The organism is Tardiphaga sp. 37S4 (genome assembly GCF_021044645.1).
Lineage (GTDB): Bacteria > Pseudomonadota > Alphaproteobacteria > Rhizobiales > Xanthobacteraceae > Tardiphaga > Tardiphaga robiniae.
In genome coordinates, this window is sequence record NZ_CP088008.1 from 942,255 (window position 1) to 960,564 (window position 18,310).

An 18,310-nucleotide genomic window follows, 5' to 3' on the forward strand; every position below is an offset into this window, starting at 1 on the left:
GCGTTGAGTTTCGTTGAACGTCACGGTTTGTGGTCCGCGGAGCAAAAGGAAGCAGCCGTCCGGCTGCGCAGCATGGTCGAAGAGCACAAGCTCGAAGTGATCCGGCTGTCGTTTCCGGATCAGCACGGCATCCTGCGCGGCAAGACGCTGATCGCCAGCGAGGCATTGCGCTGTCTCGAAAGCGGTTGCTCGATCACCACGACCATGTTCGCCAAGGACACGTCGCACAAGACGGTATTTCCGGTGTTCACCGCCGGTGGCGGCTTCGGCATTCCTGAAATGCAGGGCGCGGCCGACGTGTTGATGATCCCCGATCCCAGCACGTTTCGGATATTGCCCTGGGCGCCTGAGACCGGATGGGTTCTGTGCGACGTGCATTTCGCCGACGGACGTCCGGTGCCGTTCGCGACGCGCAATCTCTACAAGAAGGTGCTCGGCGATCTCGGCGCACGTGGCTATGATTTCGTCGCCGGTCTTGAAGTTGAATTTCATATCTTCAACGTCGAGAACAACCGCATGAAGCCGGAGGATGCCGGCCAGCCCGGCAATCCGCCGGAGGTCAGTCTTCTCTCGCACGGCTACAACTATCTCACCGAGCAGCGCTACGACCAGATGGAGCCGGTGCTCGAAATCATCCGGCGTGATGTGATCGCGCTTGGTCTTCCACTACGTTCGGTGGAGGTCGAATACGGCCCGAGCCAATGCGAATTCACTTTCGCGCCGACGGTGGGCCTGACGCCGGCCGACAGCATGGTGCTGTTTCGCAGCGCCGTGAAGCAGATCGCCCATCGCCACGGCTACCACGCCACGTTTATGTGCCGGCCGAAGATTCCGAACGTCGTGTCGTCTGGCTGGCATTTGCATCAGTCGATCGTATCGCGTGCAACCGGCGCAAACGCGTTCATGCCGACCGAGGGTACGCAGCCGCTGTCCTCGTTCGGGCAGGGCTATCTCGCGGGGCTTCTTACGCATGCGCGCGCGGCAACCGTATTCACGACACCGACCATAAACGGCTACAAGCGCTATCGCTCCTATTCGCTGGCGCCGGATCGCGCGATCTGGGGCCGCGACAATCGCGGCGCGATGCTGCGTGTGCTCGGCGGTGCGGGCGATTCCGCGACGCGCATCGAAAATCGCGTCGGCGAACCCGCCGCCAATCCCTATCTCTATATGTCGTCGCAGATCCTGTCGGGTCTCGACGGCGTCGATCGCAAGCTCGATCCAGGGCCATCGGCCGATACGCCTTACGAGACCAATGCCGATCTGTTGCCAAAGTCGCTGCGCGAGGCGACTTTCGCACTCAAGGAAGATCCCTTCTTCCGCGAGAAGATGGGCGCGACGATGGTCGACTATTACACCCACATCAAGAATGCCGAGATCGATCGCTTCCAGGCGGAAGTCTCTGACTGGGAGCAGCGCGAATATTTCGAGATGTTCTGACGCGTCATTTCGGCGCGCTCACGCCGGATCAAACGAGCCATCTCGGCACGTTTATTGAATACAGGTTTGCCGAATAGTTTTCTTAACTTTCCAACGGGGACAACCGCAATGAACAGACGCAGCCAATCCATTCTTGCACTAGCCGTTCTCGGTCTGATGACCGGCACGGCCTCCGCCGACACCATCAAGGTCGGCGTGATCGGCACCATGTCGGGCCCTTACGCGCTGTTTGGCAAGAACTTCAAGATGGGCATCGACGCCTGGGTCGCCGAGCATGGCACCAAAGCAGGCAAGCATGATGTCGAATTCATCTATCGCGATGAAGAGAGCCCGAATCCCGCCAAGTCAAAGGCGCTGGCGCAGGAGCTGCTGGTCAAGGACAAGGTGCAATATCTCGCTGGCGTCTATTTCACGCCGAACGCGATGGCCATCGCGCCGCTGCTGGAAGAATCCAAGACGCCGCTGATCGTGATGAATGCGGCGACCTCGTCGATCGTCGAGAAGAGCCCCTATATCGTCCGTACCTCGTTCACGATGTGGCAGAACACCGTGCCTGCCGCGAAAATTGCGTTGAAGAACGGCGCCAAGAAGGTGGCCATCGCGGTCAGCGATTACGGTCCGGGTGTGGATGCTGAAGCGGCATTCAAGAAGACGTTCGAAGGTGAGGGCGGCGCAGTGGTCGAAGCGGTTCGCATTCCGCTCGCCACCACCGACTTCAGCCCGATCATGCAGCGCATCAAGGATTCCGGCGCGGACACCATCTTCACCTTCCTGCCATCCGGCCCGCCGACGCTGGGGTTCGTCAAGGCCTATATCGACAACGGGTTGAAGGCCGGCGGAGTCAAGCTGATGTCGACCGGTGACGTCGTCACCGAGCCGGATCTGCCGAATATCGGCGATGCCGGCATCGGTATCCTCTCGACCTATCACTATTCGGTGTCGCACGATTCCAAGGAAAACGCGGCCTTCCTTGCCACCATCAAGAAGGGCGGCGGCAACCTCGACGAAGTCACCATGACGTCGGTCGCGGCCTATGACGGCGCGCGCCTGATCTACAAGATGATCGAGGCCACCGACGGCAAGCGCGATGCCGCCAAGGCGGTCGATGCCGTCAAGGACATGAAGTGGGTCAGCCCACGCGGTCCGGTGTCGATCGATCCAACCACGCGTCACATTCGCCAGAACGTCTATCTGCGCAGCGTGGAGAAGGTGGACGGCAAGCTGATCAACAAGGAGAGCCAGACCTTCGCCGATCAGCCGGACTGGGCGCTGAGCACGAAGTAGGCAATGCCGGGGATTCCGCCTCGTTGCGGAATCCCCCTCTTTCTGCGACATCGTCGCGCGAGATGAGATTTCCTTCGACATGACCAGCCGCGCGCGCTCGCTTCGATTGACCAACGCCCGCATCTATCGTTCTGCCTGGGATGAAACCCCAGCGGACAGTATCGTTGTCTGCGATGGCAAGGTGGTCTGGATTGGTGCGGCAGATGTTGCGCCAGCTGTCGACGAGACGATCGATCTCGCGGGCGCCACCGTCATTCCGGGTCTCACCGACGCGCATATTCATTTGTTCGCCATCGCCCATGCGCGACTGCAGGTGCCGGTGACGCCGCGCGATGCGCCCACGAATTCCGATGTGCTTGATCTGCTGGTTGCACGCGCAGGCGCCATTCCGTCAGACAAATGGGTGTACGGTGCTGGCCTCGATGAGAACGGTCTGACCGAACACCGGCTGCCGACACGGGCCGAGATCGATGCCGTCATTCCCGATCATCCGGTGCTGATCCGCCGCTTTTGCGGTCATGTCGCCGTCGTCAACAGTGCCGCGCTGCGACTGCTGGGCATCGACGATGCTATCGCCGACCCGGAAGGCGGCACGTTCGGGCGCTCCGAGGATGGTCGACTGGACGGCAGCGCCAAAGAAAGCGCAGCCGAACTGATATTCCGTGCTGCACCGCCGATGGATCGCAATGAGCTCACCGCAGCTCTGCGCGCGACAATTGCCGATAGCGCCAGGTTAGGTCTTGTTGCTGTCGTAGAAGCCGCAGTCGGATTCACCGTCGGCTTCGATGATGAATTCGCGATCTGGAACGAGATCCGCGCAAATGGTGATGTGCTGCCAATGCGGCTCGGCTTCATGAACCAGCTCGACCCGGCTGAAGCGGCGGCGCGTGGGCTGGTGCCGACGCAAGACGCCGACTGGCAGTCCATGACGCTGAAATATTTCGCCGATGGCATCGTCGGCGCGCGAACTTCGGCGGTGAGCGAGGATTTCTTCGATACGCCATCCCGCGGCATGTTCATGCGCGATGAAACCGAACTGCAACGCGTGGTCGCGGAGGCCCATGCGGACGGCTGGCAGGTTGCCGTTCATTGTACCGGCGATCGCGGTATCGACTGCATCATCGAAGCCTATGAGAAGGCGCAGGCGGCACATCCCCGCGCCGATGTCCGGCACCGCATCGAACATTACTTCGTGCCGCCCGCCGGTGGGCTGGCGCGGATGAAGGCATTGGGCGCGCTCGTCGTCACCCAGCCAAGTTTCCTCACCCGGATGCGGCGCTCGATTGCCGGCGCCTTCGGTCCGCGCGCCGATCATTGCTATCCCGGCCGCTCCGTGATCGACGCGGGTGTCACTTACATCGCCAGCTCTGATGCGCCGACCGGGTCGTGGTCTCCGTGGGATGGCATCGCCGATGCGGTGAGCCGCGCCTCGGACAGCGGTGCGCCGATCGGGCAGGGTGAAGCCATCAGCGTCCGCGAAGCCATTCACAGCTATACGGTCGGTGGCGCCATCGCGATGAAGCAGGAAGACTGGCGCGGCACGCTGATGCCGGGCATGGCGGCCGATCTGATCGCCCTTGATCGCAATCCCTTCGCCGCCGAGTGCCTCCCTCTGAAAGAGACGAAGGTGTTACTCACCATGGTGCGCGGCGCTGTCGTCCATGACGCCATGCCGCAGTTTCCGGAATGGCGCTCGGGCGCTGCTTCGGCATAGGATCAATCATGCGTACCGTCTTCAGCATCATGACCGACGCCGTCGCCTACGGGATGGTGCTGTTCATCATTTCCATCGGCCTGTCCATCATGATGGGGCTGATGCGCGTAGTGAACCTCGCCCATGGTGCTTTCGCCATGATTGGCGGCTATCTGGCCTCCTATGCGATCCGCGACCTGCATGTGCATTACAGCGTCGCGATCCTGATGGCAGTGGTCGGCACCATCATCGTGTCGATCCCGTTCGAGATTCTGCTGTACCGCCGGATCTACCGGAAGTCCGATCCGCTGATTCAGGTGCTGATGACCATCGGGATCACGTTCTTCATCATCGGCATCGTCAATTTCATCTTCGGCCCGTCGCTGAAATCGATTCCGCTGCCACAGACCCTCAGTGGTCCGCTCGATATCGGTTTCCGCATGCTGCCGACCCATCGCATCTTTGTCATCGCCTGCGGCGTGGTTACGGCGCTGGCGCTGTGGCTTCTGATCGAGAAGACGGAGTTCGGAATCAAGCTACGCGCCTCGGTCGATCATAGTGGTATGGCGGACGCCTTGGGCATCCGCACCGAAATCATCTATGCGGTGACCTTCGCGCTGGCGATCGGGCTCGGCGCATTCGGTGGCGTGGTCGGCGCGGAGATCCTGCCGATCGAACCGTTCTATGCCCTGCGCTATATGGTGACGTTCCTCGTCGTCGTCTCTGTCGGCGGCGCAGGCTCGATCCTTGGCGCTCTGTCGGCGTCGCTCCTGCTCGGCCTCGCCGACACCACCGGCAAATATCTCGCGCCGGAGTTCGGCGACTTCTTCTTCTATCTGTCGGTGATCGTCGTCGTGTTCCTGTTTCCGCATGGCCTATTTGGCAGGTCGCACGCATGAGCGAGATCGTCGCGACCCAGGTTCCGCACAAGCGCAGCATTCCCTTCGGTCAGGAGGCGGCAGGTGCGCTGAGTATCATCGTGCTCGGTGCCATCGGCTACTTCCTGTATCCGGACGATCTGGCGTTCCTGACGCGGCTGATCGGCATCGCATTCCTGGTGCTGTCGCTCGATCTGGTCACCGGCTATTGCGGCGTCGCCACGCTCGGCCATGCCGCGCAATTCGGCGTCGGCGCCTATGCCGCCGGCATTGCTTGCGTGCGTGGCATCACCGATCCCATTGCGTTGCTGGCGATCGGCGTGTTTGCGGGTACCATCATGGGGCTGATCTCCGGCGCGCTGATCACGCGGTTTCGCGGACTGCCGCAACTGGTGCTGTCGATTGCTGTGGGGCAATTGGTCGCCGCACTTGCCAACAAGCTGTCGTGGCTGACCGGCGGCAGCGATGGCCTGTCAGGCATTACACCGGGCAAGGTGTTCGGCATCTTCAATTTCGACATGTACAGCCGCACGGCATTTTTGTTCTCACTGGGCGTGCTGGTCATTGTGTTCGTGCTGCTGCAGCGTTTCGTGCGCTCACCGTTTGGTCTGATGTGCCGCGGCATCAAGGACGACGATCTGCGCGCCAAGATGATCGGCGTCTCGATCTATCCGCGCCTTGTCGTGATGTATGGCGTCGCTGGTGCCGTTGCCGGGATCGGTGGAGCGCTGACGGCGATCAGCACCGGCGTCGTCGGTCTCGATAGCGTCAGCTTCGAGCGCTCGGCGGAAGTACTGGTCATGCTGGTGCTTGGCGGTGCAGGGCATCTGTGGGGCGCGCTGGCGGGGACGATCATCTTCATGATCTTCGAGCATATCGTGGCCGCCGCCAATCCGTTCCACTGGATGACGCTGGTCGGCCTGCTGCTGATCCTGATTGTGGTGTTCGCGCCGCGCGGGCTGATCGAACCGGTGTTGTCGCTGGCCTCCCGCTTCAAGCGCAAGGGAGAGGCGGCATGACCAATCTCCTCGAAGCCCGTGGCGTGTCGTGCTCGTTCGGCGGTCTGCATGTGACGCGCGACGTCAATTTCAAATTGACTGCCGGTGACCGCGTAGCGCTGATCGGTCCGAACGGCGCTGGCAAGACCACGCTGGTCAATCTGATCACCGGCGACATCGCGCCGAGCGACGGCCAATTCTTCATGGGCGGCGACGAGATCACCGGTCTCAGCATTCCGGATCGCGTGCGTCGCGGTCTGGTGCGCACCTTCCAGACCACGCGGCTGTTTGCCAATCTCACCGTCGCCGACAATGTCGCGCTGGCGATCATGCAGCGCAAGCGAATCACGCGCAGGTTTTTCTCGAGCTCGACGGAGCTGCCGGAAGTGCGTGCCGAGTGGAGCGAGATTCTCAGCCATCTAGGTCTCGACAGGCTGGCCTATCGCAAGGTGGTCGAGCTCGCTTACGGCCAGCAGCGCCTGATCGAGCTAGCTATCGGCCTTGCGCTGCATCCGAAGGTGCTCCTGCTCGACGAGCCCGCCGCGGGCGTGCCGCATGACGAAGCCCCCAAAATCCTTGAGGCGATCAATCGGCTGCCACCTGATATCGCCGTGTTGATGATCGAGCACGACATGGATCTGGTGTTCAAGTTTGCCAGGCGCGTGCTGGTGCTGGCGGCCGGGCGGCTGATCTTCGAGGGATCGCCCGATCAGGTCACCGCCGATCACGAAGTGCGCCGCGCGTATTTGGGGAGCTATGCCGATGCCCGCCGCGCCACTTGATATCCAGAACCTGAGCGCCGGCTACGGTCCGACGCGGATCATCGAGGACATTTCGTTCTCGGTGAAAGCAGGTGATCGTCTCGCCGTGCTCGGCCGCAACGGTATGGGCAAGACTACACTGCTGGCGACGCTGATGGGCCTGACGACGCGTCACGGCGGCGAGATCAGGATCGGCGACCAGGACGTCACGGCCAAGCGGACCTCGGCGCGCGCCGATCTTGGTATCGGCTATGTGCCGCAGACCCGCGACATTTTCGCCTCGCTGACGGTGGAGGAGAATCTGCGCACCGGGCTGAAGGGGCGGCCGGCGTCGGCGCTCGATGAAGCCTATGCGATGTTTCCGCGGCTACGCGAACGCCGCGGCAATTACGGCAAGCAGCTGTCAGGCGGTGAGCAGCAGATGCTGTCGATGGCCCGGACACTGCTGGGCAAGCCGTCGATCCTGTTGCTGGACGAGCCGCTGGAAGGCCTCGCGCCCGTGATCTGCGACGAGTTGATGGCATTGTTGGCGAAGCTGGCCGCCACCAGTGAAGTCACCATCATTCTGGTCGAGCAGCAGATCGAGCGCGCGCTGGATTTCGCGAGCAGCGTCATGGTGATGGAGCGTGGCCGCACCAGCTGGAGCGGGGCGCCGGATGTGCTGACCGCCGACCGCGCGCTGGTCGATCGGCTGGTCGGTGTCGGCATTCACTAGATTCCGGAATGGCGCGCCGGCTGGCGCGTCAAGCCCGAAAGATCGTGATCCCCAATACCAGCAGCACGATGCAGATCACGAGGAAGATATAAAAAAGTACGCGTGCGACATCCGCCGTGGCGGCGGAAATGCCGGTAAAGCCGAACAGGCCGGCGGCGACGGAAATCAGGAAGAAGATCAGCGCCCATTTCAGAAGGCTCATCGGGGAACTCCGGTTGCAGCAGTTCCGGAACGCCCCGCTGCGAGATTTGGTTCCGGCTCGCAACCAAAGCTGCCATACGTACCTAGCTCGCTAATGCGGCACCAGCCCGGGGAGATGCGTAACAGCCTACTAATTGGGCAACACAAAGGTATTGATTAGCATTTTAAACCCGCCCTTAACCAAAACATCCCTAATGAATGGATAGTAGACCTGCTCCCCGCAGTGGATTTGTGGTTCGGGGGACAAAGGGTTCAGTATGCGTGTCGCGGTCGGTCATGGGTGGTTGCGCTGGGTGAGCACCGTTACGGCGCAGGGATGTGCGGTGCCAGCGCCCCGTAGTAAAGTCTGACGCGCATGTTCACCAAACGCGCCATCGTTACGAATACGGAAGCCGCCGATGGCGCGGCGGGAGACAGCCCGCTGCTCAGGGTTTGGCGCAATCGTAGCCTGTTCGGCGCGGTGTTTCTCGGCGTGATGATCCTGACAGTCATTGCGCTGGTTGTGCTGCCCGTGCGCTATCTCGCCACAGGTTCGGTGATCGTCGCCGAGCAGGAGCCCAGCAACAGCAACGCCTCGGCCGCCTGGGCGCAGAAGATCGGCGATCCCGCCGACGTCGAGAGCCAGCTGCTGATTGCGCGCTCGCCGCGGGTGATGCGGCTCGCCATGCAGCAGCCGGGCGTCACGGAAGCCGCGATTGAAGAGTGTCAGAGCAGGAGCAGCAGCTCCAGCTGCGAAAAGATGAAGACCGATACGGCGGCGCTGATCGACTATGTGTCGGGAAATTTCGCGATCGGTGCTGTCGGACGTTCGCGCGTCATCAATATCTCCTACACTTCGTCGATCCCCGAAGTCGCGCAGAAGATGGCGAATGCGCTGACCAATGCGTTTCTCGACGAGCAGCGGACATCGGGTGCGAGCAGCCGCGAGGTTGCCGCGTCCTATCTCTGGAAGGAAGCCAAGCAGCTGGATGCAGAGTTGCGCGATGCCGATGCCAAGATCCAGGCATTTCGCCGCAACAAGGGCCTGATGCGCGGATCGCTGGCGCCGATCAGCTCGGAGCGGCTGAGCAGTATCAGCCAGCAGCTGTCGACCGCCGAGACCGCGCGTGCCGATGCGCTCGCCCGCCTGCAGGAAATCAAGACCAATCAGGCGCGCGCTGCCGACTCGCCGTCTGTGCTGTCGAACCGTTCGATCGCCGATCTCAAGCAGCAGCTCACGGTTGTCACTGCGCAGCTCGCCAGCCAGGCCAATGTACTGGGGCCGCGGCATCCGTCGCTGCGTGCGCTGGAGCAGGAGCAGTCCGCGATCAAGGAGCGTATGGCCACGGAAGTGGCGAGCATTGCCGCCAGCGCGCAGAAGGCGTTCGACGCCAATGATGCCCTCGTGAACGCGCTCAAAAAGCAGATGGATGCCGTGAAGGCTGAAGTCGGCTCGGCGACATCGGACGAGGCCTCGATCGAGAGCATGGTGCGCAGCACCGAGATCAAGCGCCAGCAATATGCCGATCTCTACAAGCGCGCCAGCGAACTCGAAACCGAGCGGCGCGTGCTGATTGGCAATACACGGCTGGTCAGCCTTGCCGAACTGCCGACCAAGCCGTTTTTCCCGAAGAAAATTCCGTTCCTGGCCGCTGGCGGCACGCTCGGCCTGCTGCTCGCATTCGTCGCAGCCTTCTTCGGCGATCGCGTCAATCTTGCGGGTCTGTCCCGGCTGCGGACGGCAACCATTCGCCCCGCGCGCGCAGCCACGCCTGCTGCCGCTGCGCCTGCCGCCGTAGCTGCACCTGTCGCAGTCGCTGCACCAGTCGCTCCGGCCGCTGTTCAGGCGACTGCCCCCGTGACGCCGCGTCCCGGACCGCCACTGCCGACGTCGTCATCGGAGCTGGCCGTCGTTACCGGCGCACCCATTCTGGCACGATTGCCGACCGTCAAGCGCGATCCGTCGGAATCGCCGATCGGTGCGATCCTCACGGCGCAGTCCGGCGCCTCGCTGTCGCGTGCGCTGCCGCTCGCGCTGCAGGATCGGCACTATCAAGATGCACTCCGCGATCTGGCGACGGGCCTGCTGACGTCGAACGACGCCAGGACACGCCGCAAGATTCTGGTCGCGTCGCCGACGACGGCCGAGGGAAAAACGTTTCTGACCCTGACTCTGGCGCAATATCTCGCAACGGCTGGCCGCAGCGTGCTGGTGATCGAATGCGATTTCGGCGCGCCGAAGTTCGAAACAGCCTTGGGCTTGCGCAGCAGCATGGGGCTGCAGGGAATTCTGCGCGGCGACATCACGCCGCGCGAAGCGGTGGTCCGCACCGCGACTCCCAATCTCGACGTCATTCCTGCCGGGCCGTTCTCGGCATCCGCCGAATTGCTGATGCGTAAACCGCTCGGCGATCTCCTGCTCTGGAGCCAGATCTACGACGTCGTCTTGATCGACGCGCCGTCGCCGGGCATCCAGACCGATCTGGGCGTACTGGCCAGACAGGTCGATGGCGTGCTGCTCTGCATGCGTTCCGGCCGCTCGTCGATCGGGCAGGCAGTGGCGACATCCAGCGCGATCCGTGTCGCGGGCGGCAGCGTCTTCGGCATTGCCGTCACCATGATGCCGGACGCCAATACGCCGAGCGGCACAGACCGGGTTTCGAATAATGCCTATGCCGGAGCGACGTGATGCCCGCTCCCAGCGTTCTGTTCGTCTGCCATACGGGCTCGATCTCCGGCGCTGAGCTCGTTCTGATCGATCTTGTTCAGCCATGGGCGGGCGAGGCGGCCTTCCTGTTCGAGGATGGCCCGCTGCATCAGGCGCTCGCAGCCAAGGGCCTGAAGGTGCGTGTGTCGCGCTGGGGCGACGGGCTCTCGGATGTCAGGCGCGACAGCTCAATCCTGAAAGCCTTTCCGCTGATTGGCCGGCTCGGGGCCATCATTGCCGAATTGACGCGCGAGGCGCGCCGCCATGACGTCATTTATGCGAACTCGCAGAAAGCCTTTGTGTTATCGGCCGTCGCCGCCACGCTGGCGCGGCGTCCGCTGATCTGGCACCTGCACGATATCATCAGCAGTGAGCATTTCGGCGCCACGCAGCGCCGCGTGCAGGTGGCGCTGGCAAATTATTGCACGGCGAAGGTGGTCGTTCCTTCGCAAGCTGCTGCAGATGCCTTCATTGCCCAAGGCGGCCGCAAGGAGCTGGTCGCGATCGTGCCCAACGGTCTTGATGTGCCGCCGGATGCCAGCACGCCGCTTGAGATCAGGCGCGAGTTGAAATTGCCTGAAGGACCGCTCGTCGGCGTCTTCAGCCGCCTCGCGGCCTGGAAGGGCCAGCATATCGTGTTGCAGGCTCTGGCAAAGACGCCGGGCGTCAGCTGTATTATTGCAGGGGCTGCGCTGTTTGGCGAAGAGCCTTATGCCGAGAAGCTCAACCGGATGGTGGCGGATCTCGGTCTTGGCGATCGCGTGCATTTCCTCGGTCAGCGTAGCGACGTGCCGAGGCTGATGCGCGCCGTCGATGCGATGATCCATCCGTCGATTGATCCCGAACCCTTTGGTCGCACACTCGTCGAAGCCATGCTCGCCGATGTACCGGTGATTGCGACGGATGCCGGTGCGGCGTCCGATATTCTCGAAGCCGGCAAGGCGGGGACGCTGGTGCCGCCAGGGGACGCCGATGCGCTGGCCGCCGCTATCACCAGGGTCATGTCGCGCCCGCCAGAACTGGCGAGCCAGTTGCAATATGCCGAAGCGCGGGCGCGCTCGCATTACAGCGTCGATCAGATGCTGCAGACGGTTTCAAACCTGATCGGGCGAGCGGCCGCGGGAGCGCCCGTGTGACCGCGTATCGCCGTTCAGTTTGTAATTTGAGTTCCTGGACGGCTCCTGATCGGGCCGTAGTGGCGCGCTTATGAGCGGCGCCCGGCACTCGACGCGGAAATTTACAGCCATTCTCATCAGCGGTGCGCTGACCAGCAAGCTGCTCGGTTTCGGCCGTGAGATCTTGATGGCGCAAGTGCTCGGCGCCTCGCTGGTCGCCGACGGCTTTCGTGGCGCGATCACGGCGGTGATGCTGCCGTTGGCCTTCCTGCAGAACGAAACTGTGCCCGCCGTGATGATCCCGATGCACCGGGATGCGCTGAAGGACGGCAACGGACCTCAGCGCCTCGGTGCCATGACGGTGGCGATCACCGGCATTGCCATGATCCTGATGATCGGGCTGCAGGCGCTCGGTGAGCGGGCTGTGGATGCGCTGGTCGGCGGCTTTTCGGCGGAGGGGCGTAGCCTCACTCTCGACTTCATTCGCATCATGGCGCTGGGCATGCCGGCCTCGGCGATGATCAACGTGCTGGCTGCAGGCGAAATCGCGCTCGGTCGGACCCGCTTGACGAATATCCGCGCCAGCATCCTGAACGTCGCCGTGCTGATGGGCATCGCACTGGTCGCTGTGTCCGGCAACTTCCATACGTTGGCGTGGTCGTTCTCGATTGCCTTCAACGCGCTCGGCGCCTGGGGCCTCTACACGATGTGGCGCGAGGGCGTGCTCAGCTTCAAGAGCCTGTCGCTGTCATCGGTGCTGGCGTCAGGCCGCGAATTCTTCCGTCGGCTGCGACCGCTGCTCGCGCTACCGGTCGCCGAACAGGCCAATGTCTGGATCGAACGCCTGCTGGCATCGCGGGTCGGGACCGGTGCAGTGGCCTCGCTGGACTATGCACGCACGCTGACCGAGAGCGCGTTGCTGCTGATCAGCCAGCCGGTCGGGCTGGCGGTGTTGTCCAGCCATCCACCAAAGGACGTCGGCGCGCAGATCGAAGGGATCGCTCGGCCTATTCTCGCACTCGCGGTGCCGGCATCGGTCTTTCTCGCCATGTTCGCGCCGGAGATCGTGCGGCTGGTTTTTCTGCGCGGCGCCTTCAACGAGCAGGCGCTGTTCCTGACCAGTCAGGCCTTGCGCGGCATCGCGCTTGGCCTATGGGCTGCGACGCTTGGCTGGATCCTGATCCGCATCCTCAATGGCGCAGGCCGGAATTTTGCGGCCGCTGCCATCATCGTCACTGCCTATCTGGTTAATATCGTAGTTAACCTTCTCACCTCATACCTGCCCACGGCGCATGAATGGGGCACCTTGTTGCTTGGACTGGGCGAAGCCGCCCGTGGTATCGTTCTTCTGGCTGGCGTCATGATCGTCCTGGGGTCCCGGCGCAAGCTGCTCTACCTGATGTTTCTCGCGTGTTTCCCGGCAGCGCTGATGGCACTCTTCAGCTGGCAAATTCACGAGGTTCTGACGGGCCCGTGGCAGCGGCTTTTCGCCGGTGGTTTTGCCTATCTGGCCTGCCTCGCGCTGTCTGTCGCGATGCTGATGCCGGGCGTCTACATTGCGGCATTTGCGCGCGTCCGGGGGCGCTTGTGATTTTGATATGTGTTTTTGTATTAGAGAGTGCCTTGATCGTCTGAGGACTTTTCGATGAAGCACCTGTTATCCAGCGCCGCCCGACGCATGGCGTCTTCCGAAGCGCTGGTTCGCCCGATCAGCATGGCTGCCGATATGTTCATGGGCACGCGTGGCTGCCTGATGACCTTTCATCGCGGCGCCTCCGCTCGGGCCTGGGAAAAGCTGCCGAACCGCGACTTCTATCTCGACACGAATTTTCTCGATCAGTTCCTGTCGCATCTGAAGCAACGCGGCTGGGATGTCGTGACGATGGAAGAAGCGATCCAGCGCTCGAAGGCAGGAAAGTCCAACGATCGCTTCGTCAACTTCTCCGTCGACGATTGCTATCGCGATACCTATGAGGAGATCGTGCCGCTGTTTCGCCGTCACAATGTGCCGGTGACGCTGTTTGTCACGACGGGCATTCCTGACGGTACGCTTCCGCTGTGGGCCGCAGGTCTGGAAGATGCGCTGCTCAACAACGACCGCGTCATCCTTGAGGATGGCGCGATTGACGTGCCGACGTCTGATGCCAAGCGTGCGGCATTCTATCGTATTGCAGATCGTTGGGACGGTCCGCAGGCGTCAGCCTCTTACAAGAAGTTTTGCGAGCTCAATGGTGTCGACATCGACGCGATGCACTGGAAGCATGCGATCACCTGGGAGATGCTCGAAGAGTTGCGCGACGATCCGTTGGTGGAGATCGGCGGCCACACCGTGACGCATGCCCGTATTTCGTCGCTGTCACCCGATGGCGCACGCTTCGAGCTCAAGGGCAGTCGCGATCGGTTGGTCGAGCGCCTTGGTATTCCCGCCAGGCATTTCGCATTTCCCTATGGACGTTCGGGCGATTGCGGTCCGCGCGATTTCGCGATCGCGCGCGATGCCGGTTATGCGAGTGCAGCGACGACCCGCAAGGGCCTCGTGCGCAATGGCCAGGATGCCTACAACCTGCCACGCTGCACGATCAATGGTTCGGATCGCAGTCTCGCGACCATGGAGCTCCATCTGTCTGGCCTGACGGGTGTGGCCGCGAGGATGACGGGGCGTGTCTAGCAGTCGTCGTCTCAAGGTTCTTTCCATCGCCCATTCCGCTGTCAGCCGCGATGCGGGGCGTCTGCGATACTATCCACTCGTCGGACGTGATGACGTCGACATGCATCTCGTCGTCCCGGCCACCTGGTACCAGTTCGGCCGTACGATCATTGCAGATCCGTCCGACGATCCCGGCATGACCGTGCATGTGATGCCGATCCGCCTGCCGCGCGCCGGCCCGATGAGCTGGTATCTACATTTCTATCCGGGCTTGCGGCGTCTCATCCGCGAGGTCGATCCCGATGTGATCCATCTCTGGGAAGAGCCGTGGAGCGTCGTCGCGATGCAGGCGCGCATCCTCAAGGGCCGGGCCGCGATGGTCCTGGAAGTCGATCAGAACATCCTGAAGCGCTTGCCACCACCGTTCGAATTCATCCGCAAGGTCGTGTTGCGGAACACGGATCATATCCTCTCGCGCAGTCCGGAGGCGACAGCAGTCGTCCGCGCGCGCGGTTATACCGGGCCGACGTCGCCGATTGGCTATGGCGTCGATCTTGCGACCTTCAATCAGACCGGCGAGCGCCAGGCGCCGATTGCGCCCGGGCGGGGACTACGCATTGGCTATGTCGGGCGTCTCGTCGAGGAGAAGGGTCTCGACGACGCGCTCGACGCCATGAAGCGCGCCACGGCGAATGTGACATTGGCGATCATGGGCGAAGGTCCGCATGAGCCTGCGTTGAAACTGCGCGTCAACGAACTGGGACTGACCGATCGTGTCACATTCCGGGGCTGGGGCAAACCGGCCGATGTCGCGTCATTCCTGAGCGGTCTCGATGCAATGATCTTGCTGACACGCACCACCAGCGCCGTGCGTGAGCAGTTCGGCCGGGTGATCGTCGAGTCGCAGGCTTGCGGCGTGCCGGTGATCGGTTCGACGGGCGGCGCTATTCCCGATGTTGTCGGCAAGGGCGGCTGGACTATTCCCGAACGGGATCCCGATGCACTGGCGACACTGCTGGATCGGCTTGCTGCCCACCCGCAGCAGTTGCTGGACCGCGGCGCGGCCGCGCGCGACAACGTGCTGACGCGTTTTACTTACGAGGTGGTGGCGAATGCGCTGGTGTCGGCCTGCCAGCAGGCCGCCGATGCAAAGCGGGGGGCTGATCGGCCGCGCCCTTGAAGCAGGCGCTTGCGATCAGGCGCCGACCGCCATAGCGCCCGGCGCAAATTCGTTCTTCGACGCCTGCACCTGCTCCAGCAGCTCGATGTAGCGCGAACCGACATAATCCCAGCCGTAATTCAGTGCCGTGGCATGCGCGCCTTCGCACAGCCGGGCCAGTGTCGCCGGATCGGAGAAAGCCATCGCGATCTTGTCGGCGATGTCTGCGCCGTCCATCTTGATCTGATAGCCGTTTACGCCATCGACGAGATAATCCTCGATGCCGCCAACCGGCGTTGCAAAAACCGGCGTCGAGCAGGCCATGGCTTCCATGCAGACCAGCGAGAAAGTTTCATAGGCAGTCGGCAGTACAAAGGCGTCGGCCGCAGCGTAGAGGGCCGGCATATCGGTACGCGATCCCGTAAAGACCAGCCGATCGGCGGAGGTCGTCGCCAGTTTGCGATAGGGCGCGGGATTATCCGAGCCCACCACAAGCATCCAGACATCCGGGCCGAGGCGTTCGAGCGCGCCGATGGCATGTGCCAGACCCTTGCGGCGGAATTCATGACCGGCGAACAGAAGCAGCTTTGCGTCCACCGGGATGCCGAATTCCTGACGGATCCTGAGACCGGCCGCGGTGTCGCGGGCGAAGCGATTGAGGTCGATGCCGTTGGGGATCACGCGGATGCGCGACGCTGGCACCTTGTAGATCTGTTGCAGTTCAGTTGCGACGCGCGGCGAGACCGCGACATACATGCGATAGCGCAGGCCGCCGATCATCCAGCGATCACGCAGGGCCACCCACAGATGCATGGGATTCAGCATCCATGACCAGGAGCCGGCGTTGCGCTTTTCGGCGAGGCTCTGCGCGTTGACCGCGTGCACGACCAACACGTCGCCCGTCAGGCTGTCGCCGTGGCTGATGATGACGGCCTTGGGATGATGATAGGCGGCGCGCGTCGCCAGTAATGTGAAGGTGGGAACGACAAAAGCGCGACCAAGATAGCGCAGGATGCCGCGCGTCTTGATGTGCGAAAGCCAGGCGCCGACGCGCTCGATGCGCGTACCTGGCGTTGCCTTGTCGCCGACGGCGCTGGCGAGAACTGTGTTGGCGATTTTGGCGCGACTGAATGCGCATGCGAGTTCGCTGGCCACGCTTTCAACGCCGCCGACCGAACTCAACTCCTGGACGATCTGGACGATCTCGATGGTCATGGGCCGACACTATGAAAACGGGTGAACGCCAATACCGTAGGTGCGCTGATAAGTCGCAATTTCATCAATATCCTGCTTTCGCAGGCTTTTGTCACCAGCACAACGTCTAAGATTTGACCTTCGCGATAAGGGATATCAGCGGAAACACTCGGACACAGTCGAGCAAATGCAGCCCTGCCGCGCCAAGTAGTATTCCGCTCCACCTGGAGTCGGTAATTGGCGCCGTCGCATGCGTCTTATGGGTGCGATCCTACGTCGACGACGATCTCGTAGGCACCTTTCACCAGCGCTTTGGGCCGAATAGTGAACGGCGTCTTGAAGTGACATCTGAAACAGAGCGCGGAAATGGATATTGTGACCCCACTTCAATATTGAGTCATGCTTAACGCGCGCTGTTTCAAATTGATCACGCGGGTTTCAAAGAGACACAGCACTGATCGAGCGTGGGACAGTTACGGCCAGGCTGCATAGGACGGACCGTGCTGACTTGGATCGAGCCGTGCGCGACGCCGATAGGCGCCTGGCGACGCATTCTGATACTTGCGGAAGAAGCGATTGAAATAGCCGGGATCGCGGAAGCCGAGGCCATAGCCGATCTGCTCGACTGGCAGATCGAGCTGTCGCAACCGCATGCAGGCTTCGTGGATCAGGCGCTGATGCACGATGGCGCGCGGGCTGTAGCCCTTCTCGCGCTTGCAGTGCGCATGCAGCTTGTCGTCAGTGACGCCGAGTGCGGCCGCATAGCGTGCGATGGGCCAGCCGTCGCGATAATGCAGTTCGACCATCTGTAGGAAATTGCCGACGAGGCGCGGGCCGTCGCCGCGCTGTGCAGCATCGTCGGGGGCTTCCTCCGAAATCACCGATCGCCAGATGTGGAGGCACAGCAACAACACATGCGTCGATGTCATCGTCGCGCTGCCGCGGCCCGGCGTATTCAACTCACGCACCAGCGTGCTGCAGGATTCCGTGATGGCCGCAAAAGTCGTCGCGAGTTGCGCGCCTTCGCGCAGGACCAGCCGGTCGATGGTTCGCCGCAGATGCAGCGCCTCGGCACTGCCGGCGACGGTGCGGGTGAGGACATCGTCCGACACTGAAATCAGATAGCCTTGCGCGCCGGCTTCGACCTCCAATGTGCCTTCGTGATCGCCTGGAAGCCACAACAGGCCGGCGGACTGAATGGCAACCGTGGTGCCGCGCATGGTGGCGGTGCCGCGCCGGGTTTCGATCACCAGCAGGTGCGAGCGCCTGGCAACCGACTGCCGGATGATCCAGCTGCGCGGCGCCAGTCCGGGTGCGAATCTTTCCGCATGCAATGCCGGAAGCGGCTTCTCCCCAAAGCCGGTGGGACCCGAAACGATGTGTGCGGTCTCAAGCACTGGGACAATCCGTCGCGTGAAATAGCTCGCCTACACGGATCAATACAATCTTTCCCCGGATGCGTCCAATTCCCAGCCCCAAACGCTGGACTAGTCTCCGGCCATCGAACGCCACAAGGCGTCGGTGAAAAGAATTCGGGGA

At 62.3% G+C, this 18,310-nt stretch carries 15 protein-coding genes; 12 read left to right on the forward strand and 3 right to left on the reverse strand.

Annotated features, from left to right (window positions below; genetic code table 11):
- Positions 1-3 precede the first annotated feature (3 nt).
- The 7 genes from LPB73_RS04545 (at position 4) to LPB73_RS04575 (ending at position 7,769) form a co-directional block, all read left to right on the forward strand.
- Positions 4-1,440: a glutamine synthetase family protein gene (locus LPB73_RS04545; RefSeq protein WP_089265357.1), complete on the forward strand. Its 1,437-nt coding sequence runs from the start codon at positions 4-6 to the stop codon at positions 1,438-1,440.
- 108 nt (positions 1,441-1,548) lie between these two features.
- Entirely contained in the window at positions 1,549-2,724 is a 1,176-nt protein-coding gene (locus LPB73_RS04550) for an ABC transporter substrate-binding protein (protein WP_231079751.1), read from the forward strand.
- A 79-nt stretch (positions 2,725-2,803) separates the two neighbouring features.
- Positions 2,804-4,438, forward strand: coding sequence for an amidohydrolase (locus LPB73_RS04555; protein WP_231079752.1), 1,635 nt, complete (start codon positions 2,804-2,806; stop codon positions 4,436-4,438).
- An 8-nt stretch (positions 4,439-4,446) separates the two neighbouring features.
- Positions 4,447-5,316: a branched-chain amino acid ABC transporter permease gene (locus LPB73_RS04560; protein ID WP_120291915.1), complete on the forward strand. Its 870-nt coding sequence runs from the start codon at positions 4,447-4,449 to the stop codon at positions 5,314-5,316.
- Positions 5,313-6,314 carry a branched-chain amino acid ABC transporter permease gene (locus tag LPB73_RS04565; protein WP_231079753.1) on the forward strand — a complete coding sequence of 334 codons (1,002 nt, stop codon included), beginning with the start codon at positions 5,313-5,315 and terminating at the stop codon, positions 6,312-6,314. Before LPB73_RS04560 ends, LPB73_RS04565 begins: the two co-directional genes overlap by 4 nt.
- Entirely contained in the window at positions 6,311-7,075 is a 765-nt protein-coding gene (locus tag LPB73_RS04570; RefSeq protein WP_231079754.1) for an ABC transporter ATP-binding protein, read from the forward strand. The genes LPB73_RS04565 and LPB73_RS04570 overlap by 4 nt, the downstream gene beginning before the upstream one ends.
- Entirely contained in the window at positions 7,056-7,769 is a 714-nt protein-coding gene (locus LPB73_RS04575; protein WP_231079755.1) for an ABC transporter ATP-binding protein, read from the forward strand. The genes LPB73_RS04570 and LPB73_RS04575 overlap by 20 nt, the downstream gene beginning before the upstream one ends.
- Before the next feature lie 28 nt (positions 7,770-7,797).
- Here the strand turns inward: LPB73_RS04575 and LPB73_RS04580 are convergent, their stop codons facing one another.
- On the reverse strand, positions 7,798-7,971 hold the full coding sequence (locus LPB73_RS04580) for a DUF1328 domain-containing protein (protein ID WP_089265352.1): 174 nt from the start codon (positions 7,969-7,971) through the stop codon (positions 7,798-7,800).
- Between the two features lie 354 nt (positions 7,972-8,325).
- Between LPB73_RS04580 and LPB73_RS04585 the strand changes: the two genes are divergently transcribed.
- The 5 genes from LPB73_RS04585 (at position 8,326) to LPB73_RS04605 (ending at position 15,598) form a co-directional block, all read left to right on the forward strand.
- Entirely contained in the window at positions 8,326-10,638 is a 2,313-nt protein-coding gene (locus LPB73_RS04585; protein ID WP_231079756.1) for a GumC family protein, read from the forward strand.
- Positions 10,638-11,792 carry a glycosyltransferase family 4 protein gene (locus LPB73_RS04590; RefSeq protein WP_231079757.1) on the forward strand — a complete coding sequence of 385 codons (1,155 nt, stop codon included), beginning with the start codon at positions 10,638-10,640 and terminating at the stop codon, positions 11,790-11,792. Before LPB73_RS04585 ends, LPB73_RS04590 begins: the two co-directional genes overlap by 1 nt.
- 70 nt (positions 11,793-11,862) lie before the next feature.
- Positions 11,863-13,362 (forward strand): lipid II flippase MurJ, encoded by a 1,500-nt coding sequence (locus LPB73_RS04595; RefSeq protein WP_231079758.1) that lies wholly within the window; start codon positions 11,863-11,865, stop codon positions 13,360-13,362.
- Positions 13,363-13,416: 54 nt separating this feature from the next.
- Positions 13,417-14,439, forward strand: coding sequence for a polysaccharide deacetylase family protein (locus LPB73_RS04600; RefSeq protein ID WP_231079759.1), 1,023 nt, complete (start codon positions 13,417-13,419; stop codon positions 14,437-14,439).
- Complete coding sequence (locus LPB73_RS04605; RefSeq protein ID WP_175368360.1) at positions 14,432-15,598, forward strand: glycosyltransferase family 4 protein; 1,167 nt, start codon at positions 14,432-14,434, stop codon at positions 15,596-15,598. The genes LPB73_RS04600 and LPB73_RS04605 overlap by 8 nt, the downstream gene beginning before the upstream one ends.
- Positions 15,599-15,613: 15 nt before the next feature.
- Here LPB73_RS04605 and LPB73_RS04610 read toward each other — a convergent pair whose 3' ends face one another.
- Positions 15,614-16,792, reverse strand: a complete 1,179-nt coding sequence (locus LPB73_RS04610; RefSeq protein ID WP_175368361.1) for a glycosyltransferase family 4 protein — start codon at positions 16,790-16,792, stop codon at positions 15,614-15,616.
- A 452-nt stretch (positions 16,793-17,244) separates the two neighbouring features.
- Entirely contained in the window at positions 17,245-18,168 is a 924-nt protein-coding gene (locus tag LPB73_RS04615) for a helix-turn-helix transcriptional regulator (RefSeq protein WP_175368362.1), read from the reverse strand.
- Positions 18,169-18,310 lie beyond the last annotated feature (142 nt).

Bases quoted from the DNA above. Each gene is read 5' to 3' on its own strand.
- LPB73_RS04550 (WP_231079751.1), top strand. From the start codon at position 1,549: ATGAACAGACGCAGCCAATCCATTCTTGCACTAGCCGTTCTCGGTCTG.
- LPB73_RS04555 (WP_231079752.1), top strand. From the start codon at position 2,804: ATGACCAGCCGCGCGCGCTCGCTTCGATTGACCAACGCCCGCATCTAT.
- LPB73_RS04560 (WP_120291915.1), top strand. From the start codon at position 4,447: ATGCGTACCGTCTTCAGCATCATGACCGACGCCGTCGCCTACGGGATG.
- LPB73_RS04565 (WP_231079753.1), top strand. From the start codon at position 5,313: ATGAGCGAGATCGTCGCGACCCAGGTTCCGCACAAGCGCAGCATTCCC.
- LPB73_RS04570 (WP_231079754.1), top strand. From the start codon at position 6,311: ATGACCAATCTCCTCGAAGCCCGTGGCGTGTCGTGCTCGTTCGGCGGT.
- LPB73_RS04575 (WP_231079755.1), top strand. From the start codon at position 7,056: ATGCCCGCCGCGCCACTTGATATCCAGAACCTGAGCGCCGGCTACGGT.
- LPB73_RS04580 (WP_089265352.1), bottom strand. From the start codon at position 7,971: ATGAGCCTTCTGAAATGGGCGCTGATCTTCTTCCTGATTTCCGTCGCC.
- LPB73_RS04585 (WP_231079756.1), top strand. From the start codon at position 8,326: ATGTTCACCAAACGCGCCATCGTTACGAATACGGAAGCCGCCGATGGC.
- LPB73_RS04590 (WP_231079757.1), top strand. From the start codon at position 10,638: ATGCCCGCTCCCAGCGTTCTGTTCGTCTGCCATACGGGCTCGATCTCC.
- LPB73_RS04595 (WP_231079758.1), top strand. From the start codon at position 11,863: ATGAGCGGCGCCCGGCACTCGACGCGGAAATTTACAGCCATTCTCATC.
- LPB73_RS04600 (WP_231079759.1), top strand. From the start codon at position 13,417: ATGAAGCACCTGTTATCCAGCGCCGCCCGACGCATGGCGTCTTCCGAA.
- LPB73_RS04610 (WP_175368361.1), bottom strand. From the start codon at position 16,792: ATGACCATCGAGATCGTCCAGATCGTCCAGGAGTTGAGTTCGGTCGGC.